20 protein-coding genes, 1 tRNA gene and 2 pseudogenes are annotated in these 22,922 nt (G+C 70.6%); 13 read left to right on the top strand and 10 right to left on the bottom strand.

Features of this window, described 5'->3' with window-relative positions; translation table 11 throughout:
* Positions 1–376, top strand: a pseudogene (locus M1L60_RS45930) (hypothetical protein); the annotation flags it as partial.
* A 471-nt stretch (positions 377–847) separates the two neighbouring features.
* Here M1L60_RS45930 and M1L60_RS45925 read toward each other — a convergent pair.
* Positions 848–1,096: an MmyB family transcriptional regulator gene (locus M1L60_RS45925; protein ID WP_253243934.1), complete on the bottom strand. Its 249-nt coding sequence runs from the start codon at positions 1,094–1,096 to the stop codon at positions 848–850.
* Positions 1,097–1,221: 125 nt separating this feature from the next.
* Here M1L60_RS45925 and M1L60_RS45920 point away from each other — a divergent pair, with 125 nt between their 5' ends.
* Positions 1,222–1,767, top strand: a complete 546-nt coding sequence (locus M1L60_RS45920; protein ID WP_253243933.1) for a Gfo/Idh/MocA family protein — start codon at positions 1,222–1,224, stop codon at positions 1,765–1,767.
* Positions 1,768–1,770: 3 nt separating this feature from the next.
* Positions 1,771–3,285, top strand: coding sequence for an FAD-dependent oxidoreductase (locus M1L60_RS45915; protein WP_256518787.1), 1,515 nt, complete (start codon positions 1,771–1,773; stop codon positions 3,283–3,285).
* 242 nt (positions 3,286–3,527) lie between these two features.
* Here the strand turns inward: M1L60_RS45915 and M1L60_RS45910 are convergent, their stop codons facing one another.
* Together M1L60_RS45910 and M1L60_RS48450 are read right to left on the bottom strand one after the other, a co-directional pair.
* Positions 3,528–3,971 carry a PP2C family protein-serine/threonine phosphatase gene (locus tag M1L60_RS45910; RefSeq protein WP_253243932.1) on the bottom strand — a complete coding sequence of 148 codons (444 nt, stop codon included), beginning with the start codon at positions 3,969–3,971 and terminating at the stop codon, positions 3,528–3,530.
* Positions 3,972–4,017: 46 nt separating this feature from the next.
* A pseudogene (locus M1L60_RS48450) lies at positions 4,018–4,299 on the bottom strand (PP2C family protein-serine/threonine phosphatase); the annotation flags it as partial.
* An 88-nt stretch (positions 4,300–4,387) separates the two neighbouring features.
* Here M1L60_RS48450 and M1L60_RS45905 point away from each other — a divergent pair.
* Positions 4,388–4,861, top strand: a complete 474-nt coding sequence (locus M1L60_RS45905) for a hypothetical protein (protein ID WP_253243931.1) — start codon at positions 4,388–4,390, stop codon at positions 4,859–4,861.
* On the opposite strand, the gene M1L60_RS45900 is transcribed toward M1L60_RS45905, so the two are convergent.
* Positions 4,826–4,910: transfer RNA gene (locus M1L60_RS45900), tRNA-Leu, on the bottom strand. The two genes, M1L60_RS45905 and M1L60_RS45900, sit on opposite strands and share 36 nt — an antisense overlap.
* A gap of 2,043 nt (positions 4,911–6,953) precedes the next feature.
* Here M1L60_RS45900 and M1L60_RS45895 point away from each other — a divergent pair.
* The 4 genes from M1L60_RS45895 (at position 6,954) to M1L60_RS45880 (ending at position 14,283) form a co-directional block, all read left to right on the top strand.
* Complete coding sequence (locus tag M1L60_RS45895) at positions 6,954–9,506, top strand: fibronectin type III domain-containing protein (RefSeq protein WP_253243935.1); 2,553 nt, start codon at positions 6,954–6,956, stop codon at positions 9,504–9,506.
* A 22-nt stretch (positions 9,507–9,528) separates the two neighbouring features.
* On the top strand, positions 9,529–10,518 hold the full coding sequence (locus M1L60_RS45890) for an AAA family ATPase (protein ID WP_253243930.1): 990 nt from the start codon (positions 9,529–9,531) through the stop codon (positions 10,516–10,518).
* Between the two features lie 260 nt (positions 10,519–10,778).
* On the top strand, positions 10,779–11,969 hold the full coding sequence (locus M1L60_RS45885; protein WP_253243929.1) for a DUF58 domain-containing protein: 1,191 nt from the start codon (positions 10,779–10,781) through the stop codon (positions 11,967–11,969).
* 31 nt (positions 11,970–12,000) lie between these two features.
* Positions 12,001–14,283 (top strand): transglutaminase TgpA family protein, encoded by a 2,283-nt coding sequence (locus M1L60_RS45880; RefSeq protein ID WP_253243928.1) that lies wholly within the window; start codon positions 12,001–12,003, stop codon positions 14,281–14,283.
* A 56-nt stretch (positions 14,284–14,339) separates the two neighbouring features.
* Here M1L60_RS45880 and M1L60_RS45875 read toward each other — a convergent pair whose 3' ends face one another.
* Positions 14,340–15,143 (bottom strand): DUF1206 domain-containing protein, encoded by an 804-nt coding sequence (locus tag M1L60_RS45875; RefSeq protein WP_253243927.1) that lies wholly within the window; start codon positions 15,141–15,143, stop codon positions 14,340–14,342.
* Positions 15,144–15,228: 85 nt separating this feature from the next.
* Positions 15,229–16,311 (bottom strand): epoxide hydrolase family protein, encoded by a 1,083-nt coding sequence (locus M1L60_RS45870; protein WP_253243926.1) that lies wholly within the window; start codon positions 16,309–16,311, stop codon positions 15,229–15,231.
* Positions 16,312–16,437: 126 nt separating this feature from the next.
* On the opposite strand from M1L60_RS45870, the gene M1L60_RS45865 reads away from it, so the two are divergent.
* Positions 16,438–17,991, top strand: a complete 1,554-nt coding sequence (locus M1L60_RS45865; RefSeq protein ID WP_253243925.1) for an alpha/beta fold hydrolase — start codon at positions 16,438–16,440, stop codon at positions 17,989–17,991.
* A gap of 32 nt (positions 17,992–18,023) precedes the next feature.
* Here the strand turns inward: M1L60_RS45865 and M1L60_RS45860 are convergent, their stop codons facing one another.
* Positions 18,024–18,383 carry a hypothetical protein gene (locus tag M1L60_RS45860; RefSeq protein WP_253243924.1) on the bottom strand — a complete coding sequence of 120 codons (360 nt, stop codon included), beginning with the start codon at positions 18,381–18,383 and terminating at the stop codon, positions 18,024–18,026.
* A gap of 124 nt (positions 18,384–18,507) precedes the next feature.
* On the opposite strand from M1L60_RS45860, the gene M1L60_RS45855 reads away from it, so the two are divergent.
* The 3 genes from M1L60_RS45855 to nadE are packed head-to-tail and all read left to right on the top strand — an operon-like array spanning position 18,508 to position 20,538.
* On the top strand, positions 18,508–19,029 hold the full coding sequence (locus M1L60_RS45855) for a hypothetical protein (protein ID WP_253243923.1): 522 nt from the start codon (positions 18,508–18,510) through the stop codon (positions 19,027–19,029).
* Positions 19,030–19,087: 58 nt separating this feature from the next.
* Positions 19,088–19,693 (top strand): hypothetical protein, encoded by a 606-nt coding sequence (locus M1L60_RS45850; protein WP_253243922.1) that lies wholly within the window; start codon positions 19,088–19,090, stop codon positions 19,691–19,693.
* Between the two features lie 20 nt (positions 19,694–19,713).
* Positions 19,714–20,538 (top strand): NAD(+) synthase, encoded by an 825-nt coding sequence (gene nadE / locus M1L60_RS45845; protein WP_253243921.1) that lies wholly within the window; start codon positions 19,714–19,716, stop codon positions 20,536–20,538.
* Positions 20,539–20,547: 9 nt separating this feature from the next.
* Here the strand turns inward: nadE and M1L60_RS45840 are convergent, their stop codons facing one another.
* The gene (locus M1L60_RS45840) at positions 20,548–20,823 is read right to left on the bottom strand and encodes an Atu4866 domain-containing protein (RefSeq protein WP_253243920.1); all 276 of its coding nucleotides are present in this window, start codon (positions 20,821–20,823) and stop codon (positions 20,548–20,550) included.
* A gap of 1 nt (position 20,824) precedes the next feature.
* Positions 20,825–21,547, bottom strand: coding sequence for an SDR family oxidoreductase (locus tag M1L60_RS45835; protein ID WP_253243919.1), 723 nt, complete (start codon positions 21,545–21,547; stop codon positions 20,825–20,827).
* 67 nt (positions 21,548–21,614) lie between these two features.
* On the opposite strand from M1L60_RS45835, the gene M1L60_RS45830 reads away from it, so the two are divergent.
* A complete protein-coding gene (locus M1L60_RS45830; RefSeq protein ID WP_253243918.1) occupies positions 21,615–22,484 on the top strand; it encodes a helix-turn-helix transcriptional regulator in 870 nt (289 codons plus the stop codon).
* Here the strand turns inward: M1L60_RS45830 and M1L60_RS45825 are convergent.
* Positions 22,419–22,922, bottom strand: a 504-nt coding sequence (locus M1L60_RS45825) for an SRPBCC family protein (protein WP_253243917.1), incomplete at its 5' end; no start/stop codon positions are given. The genes M1L60_RS45830 and M1L60_RS45825 overlap by 66 nt on opposite strands.

The raw sequence follows: 22,922 nt of genomic DNA, 5'->3' as shown, positions 1-22,922 counted from the left end.
CCGCAGCGACCTGCTGCGGACCGCCGAGGAGCGGGCCGCGGTGGTCCTGGACGCGGCCGTGCTGCAGGCGCAGTCGGCCGCGCCTGACGCGCGGACCCACGGCACGGCAGTGGTCGGCAGTCCCGTGCCTGTCCTGCTCGGGGCCGCGGCCGACGCCGGCCTGCTGGTGGTCGGCGGCCGGGCCGTCGGCGCCACGCGGCCCATGCTCGGCCCGGTGACGAGCCAGATCGCCACCTACGCGCCCGGTCTATTAGCGAATTGCTGGAACTTGTCGAGCGCCGAAGTCTTCCGGGCCGCCGAGGCCACCGGCCTCGCCGACGATCGCGCTGAACTCGGTCCTACCCAGTCCGGGCTTCATACCCCGGCACGCGCGTGACGCATTACAGACCCAGAACGACGTCCTGGCCAGCGGTGCCGAAAGCGGCGGCCGGCGCATCGACGCACTACCGGACGAACTGTCCGGCGCCCAGCGGGTGATGAACGGCCGGCCTGCTCGCCTGATCGTCGAGTCCCAGCTGGGCGGTGCGGGCGGTCGATGGCCTCCGCCTCCGCGACGACAGCCCCCAACAACCGAAGTCGGAGACAGAAAGGACGGAGACTCGCAGCGGAAGTTGGCCGTCGTGACTCTAGGCTCGCCCGGCCGCCCCCGGGCAGAATCCTGGTTCAGACCCAGGCAGCGGCTCGACGGGCCAGCTGCTGAGCAGCGCGAGGACGCGGGCGGTGGAGGTACCGACCTGTACGGTGTAAATCACCAGCCGCTGATCGGGACAGTGGGACAGGGTGACCGCTTCGATGTCGAACTTGAGCGGGCGGCCGACGGGTGGACCAAGCGCTTGGTCACCGACGATCAGTCGGTGACGCTCTGGTCGTCCCACCACCGAGCCACGTACGGGGCCCGGTCGCGCAGTTCCGCGACGAGCTCGGTGAGCCGGCGGTCCTGCGGATGCTGGCCGGTCTCGTAACGCAGCCCACCCACCGCCGCACGGGCAAAGTCATCCCCGTTGAGGATCCGTTCGCCGGCGGCCGGATCGAGCAGGAGCCACAGCGCGAACGAGGTGCCCGGCTCGAACACGTCGCCCAGGACCGCGTCGAGCAACGCGTTGCTGGCCTGGCCGCCCTCGACGCCGGGAAGGTCGTCTACTGCGAGGCGCCGCTCGGGGTGTCACCCGCCGAGACCCGCACGCTTGCCTCGGCCGCCGGTTCCCGCCCAGCGCGATCGGCTTGCAGGGCTGGCCCGACCCGTCCGTGCGGCGGGCCGCGCAGGTGATCGCCGAGGGCGGCATCGGCCGACCGTTGAAACGCCCGGATGGTGGCCACCTCGTCGGCTTCGGCCCGGTGACCGCCTCGTCATATGAGTATTTCGAGATGCCGGCGTCCGGGGCCAACCTGCTCACGATCACGTCCGCCCACACCCTCGACATCGTGGAGGCCCTGCTCGGCGACATCACGGAAGTCGACGCGCGCGCCGAGACGCTGTGGCCGTACCCCGCCCTGGCCGACACCGGCGGGAAGGCGACGCGGGAGGTCCCCGATCACGTCGACGTGCTCGCCCGGACCACCTCCGGGGCCGTGGTTGCAGCCGACGTCCTCGGCGGTATCGCACCCGAGGACGCCACGTTCCGCTTCGGGCTGCGCGGCACCGACGGCTGGCTCACGCTCACCGACGGCTCCCTGTTCGGCGTGCAGGGCGGCAATCTGACCCTGACCTCGAGCGCGCAAGATCGCCGCGCATCCGGTGCTTGGAACCGGACCGCCTGGGAATCTTGAGGCATGCATTTCCTCCGACGAACCGCCCTGACCAGCCGCCACGCCCGTCGTCTGGTCCGTGTCGACCGCTCGTTGCCACGTGTGATCGGCCACCCGGTGCGTACGGTGGTGGCCGGCGGTGGCATTGCCGGCATGACGGCAGCATTGTTGCTGGCCGAGCGTGGCGTCGCCGTGACACTGCTCGAACGTGACGAGCGGCTGGGCGGGCGGCTGGCGGCGTGGCCGAAGCGGCTGTCCGACGGCTCGACCCAGATGGTCGGCCACGGGTTCCACGCCTTCTTCCGGCAGTACTACAACTGGCGCAACATTCTGCGACGCATTGACCCGTCGCTGTCGTTCCTACGCCCAGCTGATGGCTATCCCGTGCTGTCGCGGGCCTGGCCCGAGGAGAACTTCGGCGGACTGCCGGGCCGCCCACCATGGAATCTGTTCGCCCTGATGGCCCGCTCCCCCAGCCTGCCGTTGTCCGAGCTGCGGGGCGCCGACGGACCGGCCTCGCTGGCGCTGGTGCGATTTTCCCGGGCCGCGACCTACCGCGAGTTCGACCACCTGTCGGCGGCGGAGTTCCTCGACCGCCTGGCGATGCCCGCCCGGGCCCGGGCACTGCTGTTCGACGTGTTCGCCCATTCGTTCTTCAACCCGGCGACCGAGATGTCCGCCGCAGAAATGATCATGCAGTTCCACTTCTACTTCCTGCGCAACCCGGAGGGCCTGGACTTCGACGCGCCGGACGACGACTACCAGACGGCTATCTGGGGGCCCTTGAGCGCGCGGCTGCAAGCTCTGGGCGGCGAGATCCGCACCGGCGCCACCGTCGACCGCATCGAACCCGGCTGGACCGTCACCCTCACCGGCGGCGCCGAGATCCGGGCCGACCACGTGGTGCTGGCCACCGACCCGGCGTCCGCGAGCAGCATCATCGCTGCCTCCCCCGACCTGCCCGGCGATCTGACGAGCCGGATGAAAACCGTGACGACCACCGCCCCGTACGCGGTCAGCCGGTTCTGGACCGACCGGGACGTCGCCGCGAGCAGGGCCGTCTTCAGCGGTGTCGGCGGCGAGCCCCTGCTGGACTCGGTGAGCCTGTTCCACCGCGTCGAACGCGGCGCGGCCCAGTGGGCCCAGCGCACCGGCGGCGCAGTAGTGGAGCTGCACGCGTACGCCGCCAAGCCCGGCATCGACGCGGACACCGCGGCCGATGACATGTGGTCGCAGCTGTCCGGGATCTGGCCGGAGGCGGGCCGGCTGGCAACGGTCGACCGCGACAGCCGGATCGGCTACGACGCTCCGTCGTTCGGAGTGGGGAGCGACGCCACACGCCCCGGCGTGACCACCGCCTCCGATGGCTTGTTCCTGGCCGGCGACTGGGTTCGCATGCCGTTCCCGTGCGCCCTGATGGAACGCTCGGCCGCCTCAGCCACCATCGCCGCGAACGCCATCCTGCGCCGGCACGGCGCCCGCCCGGCCCAGGTCTTCTCAGTCCCGGCACGCGGACTGCTGGCACCGCGCCGCCGATGATATCGGCATGTGCTGCGGTGACAGCTACCGATGCTTTCCGACATCCTCGGCGGACGATCGCAAGGTGGCGCTGAAGCCGAACCGGCCCGCGATCGACACCAGCGGGCCGATGAAGCGGGTGAGCCGGCGTGGGGAGACCGTCACGTCCTCGTCCCACTGGATCGCCCGTTCACACCCCTTCGGCGCGAACTAGGCGGTGCTGGTGCGGAGGGCTGATTCTGGATGATCGGTGTGGGCATCGGTCAGCGCGGTCGTGCGATGATCAAGGCGACGTCGTCCTCGCGGATGCGGGTGTCGGCGTAATCGACGAGTTGGTCAGCCAGAGTGGCGGGAGTGACATCGTTTTGGCCGCTGAGGAACTGTCGCAACCGGGCGAACCCGTCGTCGATGACGCCGTCGCGGGTCTCCACAAGTCCATCGGTATGCATCAGCAGCGTGGCACCGGGCGCCAGCTGGTGATGATGGGTGTTCCGGGGGTGACGGTGCCGGGCACCGAGCAGCGGGTCAGTGCCCGGCAGTTCGATGACACGGCCATCGGCGGTCAGCACGCTCGGGGAAGGGTGTCCGGCGTTGGACCATTGCAGGACATGACTCCCGTCGTTCTGCCGGTCGAGATAGGCCAGCAACACGGTAGCGATGGTGTTCGCGCCCAGAGCATGGCTGGCACGGTTGAGGCGCTCCAGCATGGCTGGCACGGTCGAGGCGCTCCAGCATGGCCGACGGGGTGTCGACGCGCTCGATCAGGAATCCGCGCAGCATGCTGCGTAGCTCGCTCATCGAGGCGGCGGCGATGAGGTTGTGCCCGGACACGTCGCCGATGACCAGGGCGAGCCGGCCGCCCGGGAGGGCGATCGCGTCGTACCAGTCTCCGCCGATGAGGTCGCCGTGGTGGGCGGGCAGGTAGCGGGCGGCCAGCCGGATCTGCTCCGTCTGGGGCAGCCTGGTCAGCAAGGCTTGCTGCAGAGTGTGGGCGGCGGTGTTCTGTTCTTCCAGGTAGATGGGCCAGCACGGCATCGCGCACCCACCCGTCCTCTACCTCCGACAAGAGTCGATCACGGACCCGGTCGACCGATTCCTCAGCGAAGAGCTAAGAGGCGACAACTTGACCAAGATGCTTCACCGCATCGCCGATGCCAGCCACCGCGCCGCGCTCGCCCAGCATCAACAGCACGACGAAGCGCCCAAGCTGCGCGAGACGATCAACGACTGCGACGCCAAGATCGCCCGATACAGGGCCACCCTCGATGCCGGAGGGGACCCGACACTTGTGGCCGGCTGGATCAGCGAGACAACCGCGATCAAAAAGGCAGCGCAGGCACGGCTCGGCTTTACCGAAGCGCTACCCGAACGGATGAGCGAGGAGCGGATCGCCGCGATCGTCGAGGCCCTGGGCGGGCTCCTCGGCTTGCTCAGGCAAGCCGACCAGCACGACCGCGCCGAGGTCTACGCGCGGATCGGGCTCCAGATGCAGTACCGGCCAGGAACCCGAACGGTCCTGGCCGAGATTCGATCGACTGACATCGATCGTGTAACTGTGATGTGTCCGGAGGGGGACTTGAACCCCCACGCCCGATAAAGGGCACTAGCACCTCAAGCTAGCGCGTCTGCCATTCCGCCACCCGGACCTGCATTGCTGCCTGTTGAGGGCCGACCTTGGTCGGCGTCCCAGCGGGCCGCACAGGAGAGAACTTTACACGGCCTTCGGTGGGGGTTGCAGGGAGGGTGGGGGTGGGGACAAAAGGGGGCATACGCCCGGATTGGGTGGGGTGGGGTGGCCTGGGGGGTGTGTTGCGGGCAGCATGGCTTTCGTGTCTCAGCCTTCGCCTCTTGCGCCTGCTCGGCAGCGGGCCTCCGCTCTTCTTGCTTCTGGGGATTGGGCGGGGGCTCGACAACTGCTTGAGCAGGCGGTTGAGCTGGGGAAGATCAACCTGGCTGAGGATGATCCGGATGTTCTGGTCACTGCTTATGAGCTGGGGAAAGTGCTTCAGCAGGGTGACGATCCGATGGGTGCTCGGCGGGTGCTCGAGGATGCGTTCGCTGCGGGACAGTGGCGGCTGGGGGATTCTGATCCGCTCATGCTGCAGATCTCGCATGACATCGGGGTTGTGGCTGAGGAGCTCGGGAATCGGCATGAAGCTCGTAAAGCGTTCTCGCGAGTTGCTGAGCTGGGGCCGGGGGTGTTGGGGGCAGGGCACTGGGCGGTTGCTCGTGCTCAGGCCTATCTAGGACCGGAACTGGGCGGCTCGGGGGTGCCGGCTCCGCGTGGGCCGGGGGATGCGCCGACGACGGTGTTTCAGGCTGTGCCGCCAACCGCCCGGGTGGCGGGCAGGGAGCCGGGGGTTACGCCGCCGGTCGATAGTCCGCGGGCGGCTGACGGAGGGCTGTGGGGCGCGCGGCAGCAGCCTGGGCCGACTCATCCGGCGGAGATGCCGACGCCTGGGCCTGCGGTGCCGACCCAGCGGTCCGAGCCGAGCGCCCAGCCATCCAGCCCCCCGCCTTCCAGCGCCTCGCCATTCAATGGCCACCCGTCCAGTGGCCACCCGTCCAGCGCCCCGCCGTCCAGCGCCCCGCCGTCCAGCGGCTACCCGTCCAGCGCCTTGCCGTCCAGCGCCCCGCCGTCCAGCGGCTACCCGTCCAGCGCCTTGCCGTCCAGTGGCCGGCCGTTCAGCGACCCACAGTCCGGCGGCCCGCCGTCCTATCCGGGGGCACCCTTCGACGGCCACGGGCCGGCCTCCACGTATGGACCTCATGCTGGCCCTGGTCAGGGCGGACTGGCGGCGCCGCTTCAGAGAGGTGTGGCGCCTGCTGGCGAGCTTGGCCAGCCCTACGGCGAGGGGCACACCTATCCCCCGGTGGCCGGCGACGCCTATGGCGGGACGCTGCGTGGGGAAGTGGGGTATCCGAGTGGGCCGAGCACGGGGGATCCCTATGCGGGGTTCGGCCCGGGGGCGGCTTCGGGCGGCGGGTCGGGGCACTACGAGGTGCCGGGGACTCGGGAAGTGTTCGCGCCTGCGTACCCGTCTGAGGGTTCTGGCCCGTACTCCCCAGCGACGGGGCGTAAGGGGCTCGGGGTTTTTGCGGCTGTCGCCGCGGTTCTGGCGGCTGTGATTGCTGTGGCGGCGTTGGTGTTCGTGCTGGCCAGCCGTTCGGGTGACTCGTCTGACACTGACAATGTGCCAACTCTGGCGGGGCCGGCTCCTACTGATGTGCGGCTGCGGGATTCAGGGGCGGTGATCACCGTGGGGTGGGAGGATCCGACGGAGTCTTCGGTGTCCTTCATGGTCATCATGGGGCGGCCGGGGCAGGAATTGAAGCCGGTGGGGACGCTGGGACCTGGGCAGACATCGTTCGAGATGACTGGGCTGAACTCCACCGTGAACTACTGCTTCGCGGTTGTCGCCGTGTACAGCGGCGACAAGTTCGCTACATCGCCTCAGGCCTGCACGAGTCGGGCTTCGGCTACTCCACGATAGATCTCCGTGACTCTCCGGAGAGGATGATCACTCAGTGCTACCGGACTTATCCACAGCGGGTATCGACGCCTGCCGCACTCCCCTATGATGGCCTGCGTTCCGGGTTCCAACGGGGAGGAAACGGCAGTGACCAGCGCAGACGAGGTGACTATCGACCAGCCGAAGCGCCGTCGGCGCCGGGGCTATCTGGTCACGATGGGCACTGTCCTGAGTCTGGCCGGGGGTCTCGCGCTGACCGTGCTGGGGCTGGGGTCGGCCGATCAGGCCGTGGCCAGTTTCGACTCCGCGTCGTGGGTCTGGAGCAAGGCCAAGGGCGAGATCGCGCGCATCAACGGGGTCACGGCCAAGGTCGACACGCGTGTCGATGTTCCTAAAGCCCGCGGGCATCAGGTGCAGATAGTGCAGAACGACCGGTTCGTGATTCTGCGCGACGTCAACACCGGGGCGATCGGGTCGATGGATCTGACGACTCTGCAGGAGTTCTGGAGCGCGTCCTCCACTTCGGGCATCGGGGTGCGGGTGGCGCTGCACGAGGACTCCGTGTTCGTGATCGACACCGTGCAGGGGCAGGTGCAGCAGCTCGACCCGGGCACGCTGAACAAAGTGGGCAATCCGCTGCGGTTCGCGCCGGGTGTCGCGGGTGGCGTGTTCGACGGTAAGGGCACGCTGTGGGTGGCGTCGCCGAGCGAGGGCACGGTGACCGGGATCAAACCGGCCGCCACCTCACCGTCGGGGCCGGTCAAGACCGAACCCCAGCGCGTGCGTACGGAGACCGTCGCCGAGCCGTCGCACGACCTCACGCTGTCGACCCTCGAGGACGGTGTGGCCGTGCTCGACCGCACCAACAACAAGCTGCACACCGTGCTGGGCGGCGAACCAGCTCCCACCAGCGTCACGCTGCCGTTGTCGGGGCCGGGCACTCTCGCCCCGCACACCGACGGCAATCGCGTGCCGGTGACCGTGCCCGACGCGCGGCACGTCTATGTGGCCGGCGACGACGGGTTCCGCAGCGACTTCGCCGTCCCCGGTGACGGCGAGAACCTGCAGCCGGCCGTGGCCTGGGAGGGCTTCTTCTACGTGGCCGACGCGACCGGCTCGGTGCGCGTGTTCGACTCGGCGGGCAAGCGGCAGAAGGACATCGGCTTCAAGAACCCGGGCTGGCCGCTCGAGCTCGAGGTCCGCGAGGGTTACCTGTTCATCAACGCGCCGGGCTCGTCGACGGCGCGCGTCGTGGACGGCTCGCACGGGGTGCGGACCGTCGACAAGTACGCCGATGACGTGCTCGGCGGGGACGCGCCGCCCGCTCCGCCGGAGGCTCCCCCGCCGCCGCCCAAGCCGAAGAAGCCGGTGGTCACCAAGCCGAGCGCGCCGCGCAACGTGCGGGCCGCGGCCGGCAACGCCGAGGCGCGGGTGACGTGGCAGGCGGCGCGGGACAACGGCGCGACCATCACCCGGTACGTCGTGGCGGGAGCGGGGCGCACCTTCCAGGTCGGCGCCGACCAGCGCGCGCTGACCGTGACGGGGCTGGTCAACGGCGAGACCTACGAGTTCGCGGTGCGTGCGGTCAACAAAAAGGGTCAGGGCCCGGCCCGTACGAGCAACGCGGTGAAGCCGACGTCCGAGGTGCCCGATGCGCCGACCGCGGTGACCGCCGAGGCCAAGCCGGACGGGTCGGTCGTGGTCAGCTGGCCGCCGGCCAACGGGCAGGGGCTCGAGATCCGCCGCTACACGGTGACGGCGATCAGCGAGGGCGGCAGCGCCCCGGTCGGCGAGGCCACCGAGGCGTCGCTGACCATCAAGGACGGCGAGCTCGAGTACGGCAAGCAGTACGCGTTCATGGTGGTGTCGGTCAACGAGCGCGGCGCCGGATCGAAAGCGTCGCCGGTCAGCGGCAGCGTCGTGCCGTTCACCAAGCCGGGCAAGCCCGAGGGCACCGACGCGGCCACCGCGGGCGACCAGGCCGGCTCGATCTCGGTGGCGTGGCAGCCGTCGGCCGACAACGGGCGGCCGATCACCAAGTACGTGGTCAGCGCGGGCGACAAGAGCCTGGACGTCACCGACGGCACGGCGGCCACGCTGACCGGGTTCGACTCCGGGGCCACGGTCGCGGTCGAGGTGCGCGCGGTCAACGAGGCCGGCGAGAGCGAACCGGGTACGGCCACCGCCAAGACCGTCGCGCTGCCGCGGATCACGGTCACCGGGGTGGACCCGACGTTCAACACGGCCACGGTGCGGTTCAGCGTGGACGCCGGCGGCGGCACGGCCAGCTGCTCGGCCTCGGCCAACGGCATCGCCGCGGTGGCGGGTTCCTGCACCGGGATCAAGCTGTCGGGGATGAAGCCGAGCACCAAGTACACGTTCACGGTCACGGCCAAGAACGCGGCGGGCACGGTCAAGGCGACCACCACGGCCACCACGGACGCGCTGTTCGGCGTGGCGACCTGCAAGAACGGTGAGAACGGCGAGACCGCCACGTACTGCGACAAGGACCGCGACGGGCGCAACGGCAACGAGATCTTCAGCGTGGCCAAGCAGGACGACGACCGGCAGGTCGGCTGGGCCAAACCGGGGACGCGGCTGCAGGCGTACTGCAAGAAGTCCGGCGAGTCGGTGTACGCCTACATCTACAACAGCGACAAGCGCAGCACCTGGTGGGTGCAGGTCAACTACGAGGGCAAGAACTACATCCCGTGGGCGTGGCTGAACCTCGAGGGCGGGGACAACCTGAACAACCTGCCGACCTGCTGAGCCGATCTACGGGGTATCGAAAGTGACGGAACCACTGCCACCGCAGCACATTCACGGCTTCGCCGAGGTGGCGGCCGCGCTGGCCGAGAGAATCGGCGCGGTCGTGCTGGGCAAGCCGGACGTGGTGCGGCTCGCGCTCACCGCGCTGTTCGCGCAGGGGCACGTGCTGCTCGAAGACGTGCCCGGCGTGGGCAAGACGACCCTCGCCCGGGCACTCGCGGCGTCCATCCAGGGGCAGTGGCGGCGCATCCAGTTCACGCCCGACCTGCTGCCCTCCGACGTGTCCGGCGTGACGATCTTCAACCAGGCCTCGCGCGGGTTCGAGTTCCACCCGGGGCCGGTGTTCGCCAACATCGTCATCGCCGACGAGATCAACCGGGCCTCGCCCAAGACGCAGTCGGCGCTGCTCGAGGTCATGGAGGAACGCCGGGTCACCGTGGACGGCGTGCCGCACCCGGTGCCGCAGCCGTTCCTGGTGGTGGCCACGCAGAACCCGGTCGAGATGGACGGCACCTACCGGCTGCCCGAGGCGCAGCTCGACCGGTTCCTGGTCAAGCTGTCGGTGGGCTATCCGAGCGAGGACGTCGAGGTCGAGGTGCTGCGCGGGGCGGCCCTGCGCTCCCCCGACGCGATCGAGCCGATCACCGACACCGACGTGGTCGGCCAGATGGTGCGGATGGCGACCCGGGTGCATATCGCCGACCCGCTTTATACGTACGCGGTGAGGCTGGCTGCCGCCACCCGGAACCATCCACAGGTGCGGGTCGGGGTCAGTCCGCGTGGGGTGATCGCGTTGACCCGGGCCGCCTGCGCGTACGCGCTGATCAACGCGCGCGGGTACGTGCTGCCGGAAGACTTCAAGACGCTGATCGAGCCGGTGTTCGCGCACCGCGTTCTGCTGTCGGCCGACGCGCAGCTGCGCGGGGTGACAGCAGCCGAGGTGCTGGCGGACGCGGTGCGGTCGGTCCCGGTGCCGCTGCCCGACACCACCCGAGTCACGGCCGGGGCGTGAGCACGTCCGCCGCCCCCGGAGAGCCGCCGCTGCCGGTCGGCAGCGCTCCGCCGACCGGCGGCGGCCCCTCCCCCACCGGCGGCGACAGCTTCCGGTCACCGGACGACGTCGGCGCGGGGGCCGGCCCTGGCGCGAGACAAACCGAGCCCGGCGGTGGTGCGGCCGCGCCTGGCACTGGGGCGGCGGCCCGCCGGTCGAACGCGAAAGCCGCCCGCGGGCCGCAATCCGGACGGCAAGGTCGAGCCGACGCAGTTCTGAAAATGACGAGCGGGACTTCGGCCGGGGTCAGGGATGGGATCCGTCGGTGGCGTGAGCTGACGGGGGTCACGGCTCGCGGATTCGGGATCGTGGTGGCGGCACTGGGGTTGTTGGCCGCGGGATTCCGTTACGGCTACCCGGATCTGGCGGTGCTGGGGGCGGCGGCGGGGGTCGCGCTCGTCTGTGCGGTGGCGTTCGCTTCGTGGCGGCCTGGGCTGGGTGTCGAGCGGGTTGCCGAGCCGGACCGGGTCGCACGGGGTGAAGCCGCTCGGATGACGCTCACCGTGCGCAACACCAGCCGGCTGCGGGCGGCCAACCTCGTCGCCACGGATCGGTGCGGGAACCGAACGGTTCCGGTGCCGTTGCTGCGCTTGCGGCCGGGGCGGGACACCACCGTCGGCTACCCGGTGCCGACCAGCCGGCGCGGCATCGTGGCGGTCGGGCCGTTGCGGGTCAACCGGGGCGACCCGCTGGGGCTGGTCACACTGTCCCGTACGTACGGTGGGCCGGCTGAAGTGTGGGTGCATCCCCGGATCCACCTGCTGCGGGCGGTGCCGGCCGGGATGGCCCGCAGCCTCGACGGGCGGATCGACAAGGTGCCGCACGGGACGATCACGTTCGACGCGCTGCGCGAGTACGTGATCGGGGACGAGCTGCGGCGGGTGCACTGGCGGTCGAGCGCCAAGGTCGGTGAGCTGATGGTGCGCGAGCAGCTCGACACCTCGGAGCCGACGATCGTCGTGCTGCTCGACGATCGCGCCGCCGCGCACCCCGAGCACAAGGACGGGACGGCCGACTCGTTCGAGGTGGCGTGCGAGGCGGCGGCCTCCATCGTGGCCGCGGCGGCGCGTGAGGACATCCCGGTCAGCCTGCACCTGGTCACCGATGTGGCCAGTGGGCCTTACCTCGACGTTCTCGCGCAGGCGACGCTGCGGCCGGGTGATCTGGCCGCGACCTTGCGACGCGTACGGGCCCAGCGGCTCGGCGACACGCTCGTGTTCCTCACCGGACCGGGCGGGCGGGGCGATCTCGGCGCGGTCAGCGCACTGCGCGGGCCGTATCCGGTGGTGATGGCGGGGCTGTTCGGCGACCGCGACGGCGCGCCCGTCTCGTCCGGCGAGGGCCTGATCGTCATCGAGGCGGCCGACGGCGCCGAGTTCGCCGTGGCCTGGGACGGAGTCCGCGGATGGTGAAGCGGACGCCCGCCCGGGACGGCGGTCGCGGATGGTGAGGTGGATCCGGGCTGCCGTTGTCGCGGCGGCGCTGGCCGGGATGATCTCGCTGGCCGGGGTGGTGCTGGGGCGGATCTTCGCCGGGCCGCTGCTGCTCGAGCTGATGGCCGGGGCCGCCGTGGGGTCGGTCGGGCTCAGCCTGGCCTGCCGGCGGCTGCCCAACTGGGTGGTGGCGCCGCTGTCGGCGCTGCTGCTGGCCGGTTACACCGCGCTGGCGCTGCGCATCGCAGCCGATCAGGCCGAGCTGACCGGCCCGCTGACCAAGATCATCCGGGACAGCCTCGAGAACGGGATCCCGCGGCTGCTCACGGCGCTGATCCCGGTCGACCCGACCCCTGACACCGTGGTCGTCCCGGTGGTCGCGGCCTGGCTGGTCGGGCTGACGGCGGCCGAGGTGGCGGTCCGGGCCGGGCGGGTGCTGCTGGGACTCGTACCGGTAGCCGGCCTTTACGGCGGCGCCCTGTACGTCGTCGGGCCGAACGCGGACGCGGCGGGCACCACCACCCTGATCTTCACGGCGCTGGCGGTGGTGGCCCTCGCCGCCAGCGCGCGCGGCAGCACCCCACCGACCGACGTTGCCGGCACGCAGGACGGCACCCCAACGGTCGACGCCGTCGCGCCGGACGGCGCCCCACCGACCAAGGTCCGGGGCCGGGCGCTGATGAGTGCCGGAGCGGGACTCGCGGCGGTGCTGGTGCTGATCGTGGCGGTCGGGCCGTGGATCGGTGGGCGGGTCGGGTCGACGCCGGTGGATCCGCGGCAGTACGTCGAGCCGCCGCAGGTCGACAGCCTCGACGAGAGCCCGCTCAACCGCATCTCGGGCTGGGCCCTCACGCCGAAGGAACCGCTGCTCAAGGTGTCGAAGGCGTCCGCCTCGCCCGGCAAACGACTGCGGCTGCGACTCGCGGTGCTGCCCGACTACGACGGCATCACGTGGCGGGTCGGGGCGACGTATCGCAACGCGGGACGCATCCTGCCCGCTCAGCCGCGCATGCCGGACGCGCAGATCACCGAGGTGCGCCAGACCGTCATCGTCGACGGGCTGACCGGGCGGCTGTTGCCCGTCGTGCCCACCCCGACCGGCGTCGACGGGGCGCGGGTGGCGTTCGACGCGGCCACCGGCACGATGATCCGCCCCGAGGGGCTACAACCAGGTTTGCGGTACGCGGTGACGTCCGAACTGCAGATGCCGGACCTCAACCTGCTGCCGACCGCGGACGTGCCCTCGGGCGACGCGGTGGCCCGCTATCTCACCGTGGGCGGCACGGAGATCCCGGAGCAGATCCAGCGGCTGGCCGACCAGCTGGCCGAGGACAACGGGGCCGCGTTCGACCGGGCCATCACGATCGAGGAGTTCCTGGCCGAGCACTACCGCAAAGTCGCGGACGCGCCGAGCGGGCATGCGTTCCCCAACCTCAACTTCTTCCTGTTCGGTCCGCGCCAGCAGGGCGGTCAGGTGGGCACGTCGGAGCAGTTCGCGGCGTCGTTCGCGCTGCTGGCCCGGCTGACCGGGCTGCCGAGCCGGGTCGTGGTCGGGTTCGACGCCCCGGCGGCGGGCGGGATCGTGACCGCGGGCAGTGCGATCGCGTGGCCCGAGGTGCTGTTCGAGGGGCTGGGGTGGGTGGCGTTCGACCCGATGCCCAAGGACAAGAACCCGCGACCGGTCGAGGAGGACTTCACCCCCAAACCGACCAAGCCGCCGACGCCGCCGTCGGAGCCGCCGCCGCCCTCGGAGACTCCCGCATCGTCGGGGCCGCCGGCGGCACTAGCGGCCCAGCCGGGCCAGGGGCCGTCCGCGGTGGTGGTGGCGGGCGGGGCGTCGGGGTCGGTGCTGCTGTTGCTGGTCGCGGCGGCGGGGGCGGTCGTGGTCATGCGGCGGTCGTTGCGCCGGCGGCGGCTGTTCGCGGGCAGTCCCGACGACCGGATCGCGGGGGCGTGGGCCGAATTCCGGGACGCGCTGCGGCTGGCCGGGCAGCCGGTGCCCCCGCATCTGGCGGCGACGGAGGCGGCGGCGTACGCGGGCAAACCGGAACCACCCCGCAAGCGGCTGCGCAAGGCGGTGCCGGAGCCCGCCGCAGGCGAGATGCCGCCGCTGGACGAGCTGGTGGCCGGCATCAATACGGTCGGCTTCGCGCCCGGCTCGGCTGACGACACCCAGGCCACCAAGGCCGGGGAGCAGGCCGTCGCGTACGCCGGCGAACTTCGCGCCCGCCGCTCATGGTGGCGCCGAATGTGGTGGGACATCCGCCCAGGCCCCTTGCGCTGGCTGCCATGAATTCCGCACCGGACTTGCCGGCTCGCGCTCAGTCCGTCGCGGGCGGCGAAGGGGCCTCAGACCTTGCGGTAGCGGGCCTCCGCTACCGCGAACAATCCGTACGCGGCGAAGCCGATCGCGGCCAGCAGCAGCAGCCACATGCCATAACTACGATCGGACAATGCCCGCAGCGCGGCGTCCAGACCCCGCGCCTTGTCCGAGTCGTACTGCACGGCAGCCACCACGAACAGCACACCGGCGATGGCGTACGCGATTCCCTTCGCGATGTAGCCCAGCATGCCCAGCCGAACGATGAGCCGACGCATCGCGGCAGTCATCTGTCCGACCTTCAGGTGCTTCTCGAACCTCCGGGTCAGGCCGACGATCGCCAGGCCGATGCCGATCCCGGCGACCACCAGCCCGGCACCGACGACGGTGAGCCGGCCCGGGCCGGAGCCGAGCAGGCCCTCGGTCGCGTTCTGCTGGGTGTCCGCGCTGGACGTGTTCTTGCCGCGCAGCACCTTCACACCGTTCCAGCCCAGATAGAGATAGAACGCGGCACGGACGGCAGAGGCGGCCCGTTCGAGGTGGCGGCGCACCGTGAAGATCTCGAGGATCTGCCAGACCGCCATCGCGACCAGGCCGATCACCATGATCGCGATCAGCGCCGCACCGAAGGGCTCCTCGGCGACCTTGTGCATCGCGCCGGATTGGTCGCCGTCGGCGGCCGGACTGCCGAAGGCGATCTGCACGATCACGTAGGCGAACAGGAGATGGAGTACGCCGTACCCGAGGAAACCCGCACGGGTCAGCCGTTCGAGCCAGGTGTTGCCGGCGGCGCGAGAGGCCGCGCCCCGGGCGTGCGAGGTGACGGAGGGCATCACCCAGTTTTGACCTCGGAGCGCCGGAACAAAACCTCCCACTGCACTCGTTGCGCGATCGCCAACCGCTACGCAGGGATCCGGACTACGGTTCGGCCAGCTGGGTGGCCTCGTGGATGGCGGCGGCGTAGCGGGCCGGCTGCTCCCACGCGGCGAAGTGGCCGCCCGCCGGCTCGTCCCGCCACGTGTGGACGGTGAAGAAGCGTTCGGCGAACTCGCGCGGGGCGTTGACCAGATCGTGCGGATAGATCGTGAAGACCGCGGGTGGGGTCAGGCGGGTGGATCGGGCGCGCGCGGTCGCGTACGGGGTGAAGGACGTCCCGATCGCGCCCGTGACCCAGTAGGCGGTGATCCAGGTGAGCAGCTCGTCGCGGGTGAAGACGGACTCGACGTCGCCGGCGCAGTCGGTCCAGCCGCGCAGCTTCTCCACGATCCAAGCGGCCAGCCCGGCGGGCGAGTCACCCAGAGCAACGGCCAGCGTGTGCGGCTTGGTGGCCTGCTCGTGGGAATAGCCGCCTTCGCGGGCCTGCCAGTCACGGCCGCGCTCGACGTAGGCCCGCTCGGTCTCCGAGAGGTCGGTGGGCGGATCCAACCGGAAGTGCTGCTGGGGCACGTCGGTGAAATGCAGCGCGGCGACGCGGTCGGGGTGGCGGGCGGTCAGCGCCTCGGCGACGTTGGCGCCCACGTCACCGGCCGAGACCACGTACCGGTCGTAGCCGAGGGCGGCCATGGTGCCGGCGACCGCGCCGGCCATCTCGTCGGATGACATGCCCTGTTCGGCAACGGGGGTGGCGAACGGGTAGCCGGGCAGGGCCGGCGCGACCACGTGGTGGTCGCTGAGCAGCGGCAGGACGCGCTCGAAACGGAGCACCGAGTCGGGCCAGCCGTGCAGCAGCAGCACGGCCGTGGCATCGGCGCGCTCGGAACGCTGGTGAATCGCCCGGGTGGCGGTCACTGTCCAGGGCAACTGCCGGATCCGCTCCTCGTGGACGCGCCAGTCGTACGACTCCGCCCAGTAGGCGACGACCTCGGCCAGGTAGTCCGGGTCGACGCCCCGCTCCCAGCCGTGCCCGCCCGGCAGGGGAACCGGCCGGAACGCCCGCAGGCGGGCCCGCAGATCGTCGAGGACGTCCTGAGCGACGCTTTCCGGTGCAGCTTCGTGACTCACAGCTTCCTCCCACAGGTAGCCGACACCATCAAACGCTAATACTGGTGACGGCGACACCTGGGTGGGCCCTCTTGACCATGTGCAGGGAACACGGGCTGCACTGCAGGAATGAATCGACGAAATGGCATGCGACGTGGACTGGCTCTGGCCGTCGCGCTCGGACTCACCGGGTCGCTGGCGGCAGCGCCCGCCGTAGCCGTCGGCGGCGACACCGGGCCGGTGGAGTGGGGCGCCTGCCCGGCTCCGATCGCGGCGGCCGCCCCCGAGGTGCAGTGCGGAACCGTGACGGTGCCGCTGGACTACCAGGAACCGGACGGCACGCAGATCGACCTGACGGTGTCGCGCATCCCCAGCACGAACCCCCAGAAGCGGCGCGGTGTGCTGCTGCTCAACCCGGGCGGCCCGGGCGGCTCGGGCCTGACCATGCCGCACGACCTGGTCAGCCTGGGTGTTCCGGCCGGCGTCACCGACGCGTACGACCTGATCGGCATGGATCCCCGGGGTGTCGGCTACTCGGCCCGGGTCGACTGCGGATTCACCAACGAGCAGGGCTACCCGGGCAACGTGCCGCCGTGGGCCGAGGACGACGCGGCGGTGCTCGAGCAGGCCGCCGCCGCCCGAGCCGTCGCCGAGCAGTGCGCGGCCCACGACACCGATGGCCGGATGGCGCACATCTCGACGGCCAACACCGCTCGCGACCTGGACCGGATCCGGGCCGCGCTGGGCGAGCGGAAGGCCAGCTTCCTCGGCTACTCGTACGGGTCGGCGCTCGGCGCCGCCTACGCCTCGATGTTCCCGCGCACCACCGACCGGGTCATCATCGACAGCAACGCCGGTGACACCGCCCTGACCCGGGCCGGGGTGCGCCGCTTCGGGCTGGGCTTCGAGCAGGCGTTCCCGGGCTTCGCCCGGTGGGCGGCGAGCCGGCACACCTCGTACGGCCTGGGCCGCACGCCGGCACAGGTCCGCGCGACCTACTTCACGCTGGCCGAGCGACTCGACAAGCAGCCGCTGCCCGGTGTGGACGGCTCCCTGTTCCGGGTCAACACCTTCGGGGCGCTGTACAGCGAGTCCAGCTACCCGGCGCTGGCCCGGGCCTGGCAGCAGGTGAAGAACGCCGGCGCGGTGACAGCCGGCCCGCAGCCGGCGGCGACGCCCAGCCCGTACTCCAATTTCTATTCAGCGTTCCTGGCCGTGACCTGCAACGACAGTGAGTGGCCGAGCAACGTCGGGGTCTACCGGCGCAGCGTTGCCCAGGACCGCGTGAAGTACCCGATGTTCGGCGCGGCCGCGGCCAACATCAACGCGTGCGCCTTCTGGTCGCTCGGACCGGGTGAACCGCAGGTCGCCGTGAACGACCGGGGGCCGGCCAACGTCCTGATCCTGCAGAACCGGCGGGACGCCGGCACGCCGCTGCGGGGCGGGCAGATCATCCGGGAGAAGTTCGCGCACCGGTCCCGCCTGGTCACCGTCGACGAGAACCAGCACGGCGTCTACGTCTTCGGCGACAACCCGTGCGCCCTCGACATCGGCACCGCCTGGCTGGTCGACGGCGTTCTGCCGCCCGACACCAACTGCGCGGCGTCGACCCGGTCCGGGCTGAACCTGGACCGCGAGGGCGAGAAGCGCCGGGCCGAGACCTTGCGCACGCGCCCGCTGGGCACTGTCACCGCGAGCTGATCAGGGGTCTGGGTAACCCCGGCCAGGAACGCTTACCGGCCGGGCCGTCGAGAGGTGGGGCGCCGGCCGTTGCGGACCGGCCCGGAACGACGGGGGCGGCCCGGCTGATCAGCCGGGCCGTCGACCGCGCCGGGACTCGAGAACGACACCGCCGGTGCGGCCGGCCGCGACGACACGGGTGGCGGCCACTGCGAAGCCACGATCTGCGCTCCCGTGACCGCCGGCGGGGGCGAGACCTGGTCGAGCAGGCGCTGCGCCAGAGCGGCATCGATCTCTAGGTCGGCGCTCATGCGGACGTCGGCCGCCGTGGCCAGATCCACGACGTCGTCGCTGGTGAACGCCTCGGCCCCCAGGCTGCTGAGCCGCCGGGCGAATTCTTGGACATCAATCATGTGCAGTCTTATCCTCGCGTTGCCGTTGACCCAGGGTAACGGCGGGGTATGACATCGGCTCGTAGCCCTGGACGTGCTCCGAGTCTTTAGCGTTTCTTTGGCGGTCCCGCTCACCCTTCTCGATGTGAACCGATATCGTAAGTCGACCGCCGCCTCTGCCCTTCTGCTCGGCGTCTTGACGCTGTCCGGATGCGCAGCCCCCATCGCTTCCGACGACGTCGTCCGCTCGGCCGCCGGGTCGTCGCCGGTTCCCGGCACCACCCCCGCTGTCGCCAAGTCGCCGGTGGCCAAGAAGCCGGCCGTACGCAAAGCTCGGATCGTCTATCTGCGCATCGCCCAGAAGCCGAAATGCGCGGAGGGCACGGCCGTCTTCCGCGCCGACCCGGTTCCGCTGATCATCGAGTGGAAGATCACCGGGGCGACCGGCGGAGCTCTCTCGGTCGACGACCCGACCAACACCCCCGGCACGTACGGGCCGGTCGAGCTCACGGGCTCGCAGGAGTTCCAGTTCTCGTGCAGCGGCGAGGTGGGCAGCAAGGAGACCCACACCTACGCGCTCTACACGGTAGGCGGCCAAGGGCCGGTCCGTTCCAAGACCGTCAAGGTCTCAGCCACCGTGCTCGACAAAGGTCTCGGCACCAACTGACGCGCCCCGGTCTCAGTTTCGGCGGGTGGGCACCGATAACGATGATGTGGTGACTTCCGTGATCCGCAGGGTGTGGATCGGATACGGCATCATCGCCGTCGGGCTGACGATAGCGCGGATCATCGTCCCGGAAGGGTCGCTGGGCGCCGGGTCGGTGACGTACATCTACCCGGCGCTGACTATCACCGCTGTCGCGCTCGGTGTCCGGTTCAACCGGCCGGCCCGTACGCTGCCCTGGATCCTGCTGCTGATCATGAGCGCGGCCGGCGGGGCCGGCAACGTGATCATGTCGGCCTATCTGACCCGGGGCGCGGTGCCTTTCCCGTCGGCGGCCGACGCCCTGTGGCTGCTGTGCTATCCGCTGCTGCTGATCGGCTTGATGCGGCTGGTCGACGGCCTGTCGTGGCGGCGGGACCGGGCCGGCATCCTGGACACGCTCATGGTCACGGCCGGGCTGGGGCTCGGCATCTGGCTGCTGTTCCTGCGCGACCTGATCAGCCCGGACATGCCGGTCGAGGCCCGGCTGGTCACCATCGCCTACCCACTGGCCGACCTGCTGCTGATCGCCGGAGTCATCCGGATGTTCACCTCGTCCGCCCGCCGCGGTCCAGCCTTCTGGCAGCTGGTCGCGTCGCTCCGCTCTCCCCGTTCGGGCGCGCAGTAATCCCCACATACAGTACGTCGATGGGCCATCTACGTGAACGGATCACGGCCGAGCTCGGCGTCAAGGCGTCCATCGACGTCGCGGAGGAGATCCGGCGCCGAGTCAGCTTCCTGAAGGAGTACCTGCGGTCCACCCCGGGCACCGGATACGTCCTCGGGATCAGCGGTGGCCAGGACAGCACTCTGGCCGGCCGGCTGTGCCAGATGGCCTGCGCCGAACTGCGGGCCGACGGGACGCCGGCGACCTTCGTCGCGGTCCGGCTGCCCTACGGCGTGCAGGCCGACGAGGCCGATGCTCAGATCGCGCTCACCTTCATCCAGCCCGACCGCTCCCTCACGCTGGACGTGAAGCCCAGCTCGGACGCGATAGCCGCCCGTACGGCAGCCGCCCTGGGCCAGGATCAGTTGCGCGATTTCGTGCGCGGCAACATCAAGGCCCGCGAGCGGATGGTGGCCCAGTACGCCCTGGCCGGCCAGCTCAACATGCTGGTCGTAGGCACCGACCACGCCGCCGAGGCAGTGACCGGGTTCTTCACCAAGTACGGCGACGGCGGGGCCGACGTGACACCGCTGACCGGACTGACGAAGCGGCAGGGCGCCGCGTTGCTGCGCGAGCTGGGCGCTCCTCGCAGCACCTGGGAGAAGGTTCCGACGGCCGACCTGGAGGACGACCGGCCCGCCCTGCCCGACGAGGTGGCCCTGGGACTGACCTACGACGAGATCGACGACTATCTCGAAGGCGCCGGGGTGACACCGGAGGTGGCGGCCCGGATCGAAGCGACGTTCCGGGCCACCCGGCACAAGAGGGCCCTTCCCGTCACCCCGCTCGACGACTGGTGGCGGTGACGCGCCGAATCAGCGCCGCGGTCCTGAACCGGCTCCTCGGTGGGCCGGGCTGCCCTCGCGGTAGAAGACGTAGCCGCCGTGGTGCAGGATGTCGCCGTCGAAGTGGCCGTCGGCGGTGAAGCCGGTGTCGTCCCAGTAGTTGATGTGGGTGCCGGTTATCTCGTAGCGGCCGGTGTAGGCGCTGGAGCGGCGGCCGCGGGCCTCGTCGTAGCGGCCGGTGGGCAGCAGCTCCTGGCGGATATGGTTGTCGGCGGTCACCCACATGCCGACGTACGGGTTGGTCATGTCAGCCTCGCTGTCGGGTCGGGCGGACGATGATCTCGTTGACGTCGACGTCCGCGGGCTGGTCCAGGGCGTACGAGATGGCGCGGGCGATCGCGTCGGGCGGGATCGAGTTGCGGCGGTAGTGCTTCATCGCGTCGCGGGCGACCGGGTCGCTGATCGTCTCGGCCAGTTCGGACTCGACGACGCCCGGCGTGATCGTGGTGACGCGCAGGCTCGGGTCGGCCTCCAGGCGCAGGCCCTCGGTGATCGCCCACGCCGCGAACTTCGTCGCCGAGTACACGGCGGAGGTCGGCACCACCTCGTGCGCGCCGACCGAGGCGACGGTGACCAGGTGGCCGCCGCCCTGACGATGGAAGACGGGCAGCACGGCCGCGATGCCGTGCAGCAGGCCCCGCACGTTGACGTCGAGCATCCGGTCCCACTCGTCGACCAGCAGCGCGTCGAGGCGGGACAGCGGCATGAGGCCCGCGTTGTTGACCAGCACGTCGACCCGGCCGAACTCGGCCCCGGCCTCGTCGACGAACGCGGCGACGCCGGCCCGGTCGGTGACGTCGAGATGCCGTACGCGGATGTTGTCGTGCTTGTCGGCCAGCGCTTCGAGCCGGTCGCGGCGGCGGGCGCCCGCGACCACCTGATGTCCTTCGCCGGCCAGGCGCAGCGCGACGGCCTCGCCGATCCCGCTGCTGGCCCCGGTGACCAGGACGACCTTGGGTGTGGTTTCCATAGGATCCACGGTCCTGGTTCCGGCGGCGCCCAGGCAGGGTGAGTCACACCCTGGGTAAGTTGGTCCTATGCACGGCACCCACCCGCTCGGCGCGTTCCTGCGGGCCCGGCGCGAGCTGACCAGCCCGCAGCAGGCCGGGGTGAGCTCGTCGGGCCGGCGCCGCACCCCGGGGCTGCGCCGCGAAGAGGTGGCGCAGTTGTCCGGAGTGAGCACCGACTACTACACGCGGCTCGAGCAGGGGCGCGAGCAGCATCCGTCGGAGCAGGTGCTGGATGCGCTGGCCCGCACCCTGCGCCTCGACGATCAGGAGCGGGCGCATCTGCACCGTTTGGCCCGCCCCGAGCGCGTACGCCCGGCGGCTCGTGAGACCGTCCGGCCGAGCCTGCTGCGCCTGATGGAGGGCTGGCTGCACACGCCGGCCCTGATCGTCGACGGGCGGATGGACGTGCTGGCCGCCAACCCGCTGGGCCGGGCCCTGTTCGCCCCGGTGTTCGAGCAGGACCAGCCCAATCTCGTACGCTTCGTGTTCCTCAGCCCGCACGCGCGGACCTTCTATCCGGAGTGGGAGCAGGTCGCCCGCTCGAGCCTGGGCGCGTTGCGCGCGGCCGCCGGTGGGCTCACCGACGCCGAGCTGGTCGACGAGCTCGCCGCGGAAAGCCCGGAGTTCCGCCGTCTGTGGGCCCGTCATGACGTACGGGGAAAATCGCACGAGGCCAAGCGGTTGCACCATTCCGAGGTCGGCGAGCTGACCCTCACCTACGACTCGCTCACCGTCGACGGCGCCGGGGGCCAGCAGCTCATCGTCTACCAGGCCGAGCCCGGCACCGCCGCGGCCGAGGCCCTGGCGTTGCTGGGCTCGGTGGCGGCCTCGTCAGTGCCAGTTGCTGATCTGTACGTCGTCGGGGGCGGGAGCGCTGCGGCCGGTCTCCCCGAGTGACTTGAGGCTGAGCAGATACGACGCCCATTTGGTGCTGCAGTGCGACATGAATTCGACGGGTTCGCGCCAACCCTGATGTTCGAACAGGACGATCGTGTAGTCACCGTCCTGACGCAGCCGCCAGTCGACGGTGGTGCCGATCCATTCCTCGGGGCCGTCGACCACTTCCCAGCGCACGTGTTCGCCCGGCCTCGCCTCGAGCACCTTCATGTCGAAGCCGCCCTGCAGGAAACGGAACTGAAGTACGCCGCCGGCCTCTTTCGTGTCGGTGGTCCACCACGCGGCGAGGCCGTCGACTGTGGTGAGGGACTCGTAGACCTGGTGCGGGGTCGCGTCTTTGACGCCGATGCGGTGCCGGATGTCAGCTTCGCGTTTAACGTCGGTTGGGTGATCAGTCGCCCTGTTGAGGGACTGGCAGCAAGCGGCCACCTGCTCACT

This window comes from Paractinoplanes aksuensis, assembly GCF_024137025.1.
Taxonomy (GTDB): domain Bacteria; phylum Actinomycetota; class Actinomycetes; order Mycobacteriales; family Micromonosporaceae; genus Actinoplanes; species Actinoplanes aksuensis.
Note: the sequence above shows the minus strand (reverse complement) of the source record. Positions and strands in the feature narration are given on the sequence as shown.

Coding starts and splice junctions, on each gene's coding strand:
- M1L60_RS45830 (WP_253243918.1), top strand. CDS start 21,615: ATGCACGGCACCCACCCGCTCGGCGCGTTCCTGCGGGCCCGGCGCGAG.
- M1L60_RS45860 (WP_253243924.1), bottom strand. CDS start 18,383: ATGATTGATGTCCAAGAATTCGCCCGGCGGCTCAGCAGCCTGGGGGCC.
- M1L60_RS45880 (WP_253243928.1), top strand. CDS start 12,001: ATGGTGAGGTGGATCCGGGCTGCCGTTGTCGCGGCGGCGCTGGCCGGG.
- M1L60_RS45840 (WP_253243920.1), bottom strand. CDS start 20,823: ATGACCAACCCGTACGTCGGCATGTGGGTGACCGCCGACAACCATATC.
- M1L60_RS45915 (WP_256518787.1), top strand. CDS start 1,771: ATGCATTTCCTCCGACGAACCGCCCTGACCAGCCGCCACGCCCGTCGT.
- M1L60_RS45835 (WP_253243919.1), bottom strand. CDS start 21,547: ATGGAAACCACACCCAAGGTCGTCCTGGTCACCGGGGCCAGCAGCGGG.
- nadE (WP_253243921.1), top strand. CDS start 19,714: ATGGGCCATCTACGTGAACGGATCACGGCCGAGCTCGGCGTCAAGGCG.
- M1L60_RS45885 (WP_253243929.1), top strand. CDS start 10,779: ATGACGAGCGGGACTTCGGCCGGGGTCAGGGATGGGATCCGTCGGTGG.
- M1L60_RS45910 (WP_253243932.1), bottom strand. CDS start 3,971: ATGCTGGAGCGCCTCAACCGTGCCAGCCATGCTCTGGGCGCGAACACC.
- M1L60_RS45875 (WP_253243927.1), bottom strand. CDS start 15,143: ATGCCCTCCGTCACCTCGCACGCCCGGGGCGCGGCCTCTCGCGCCGCC.
- M1L60_RS45865 (WP_253243925.1), top strand. CDS start 16,438: ATGCGACGTGGACTGGCTCTGGCCGTCGCGCTCGGACTCACCGGGTCG.
- M1L60_RS45895 (WP_253243935.1), top strand. CDS start 6,954: ATGGGCACTGTCCTGAGTCTGGCCGGGGGTCTCGCGCTGACCGTGCTG.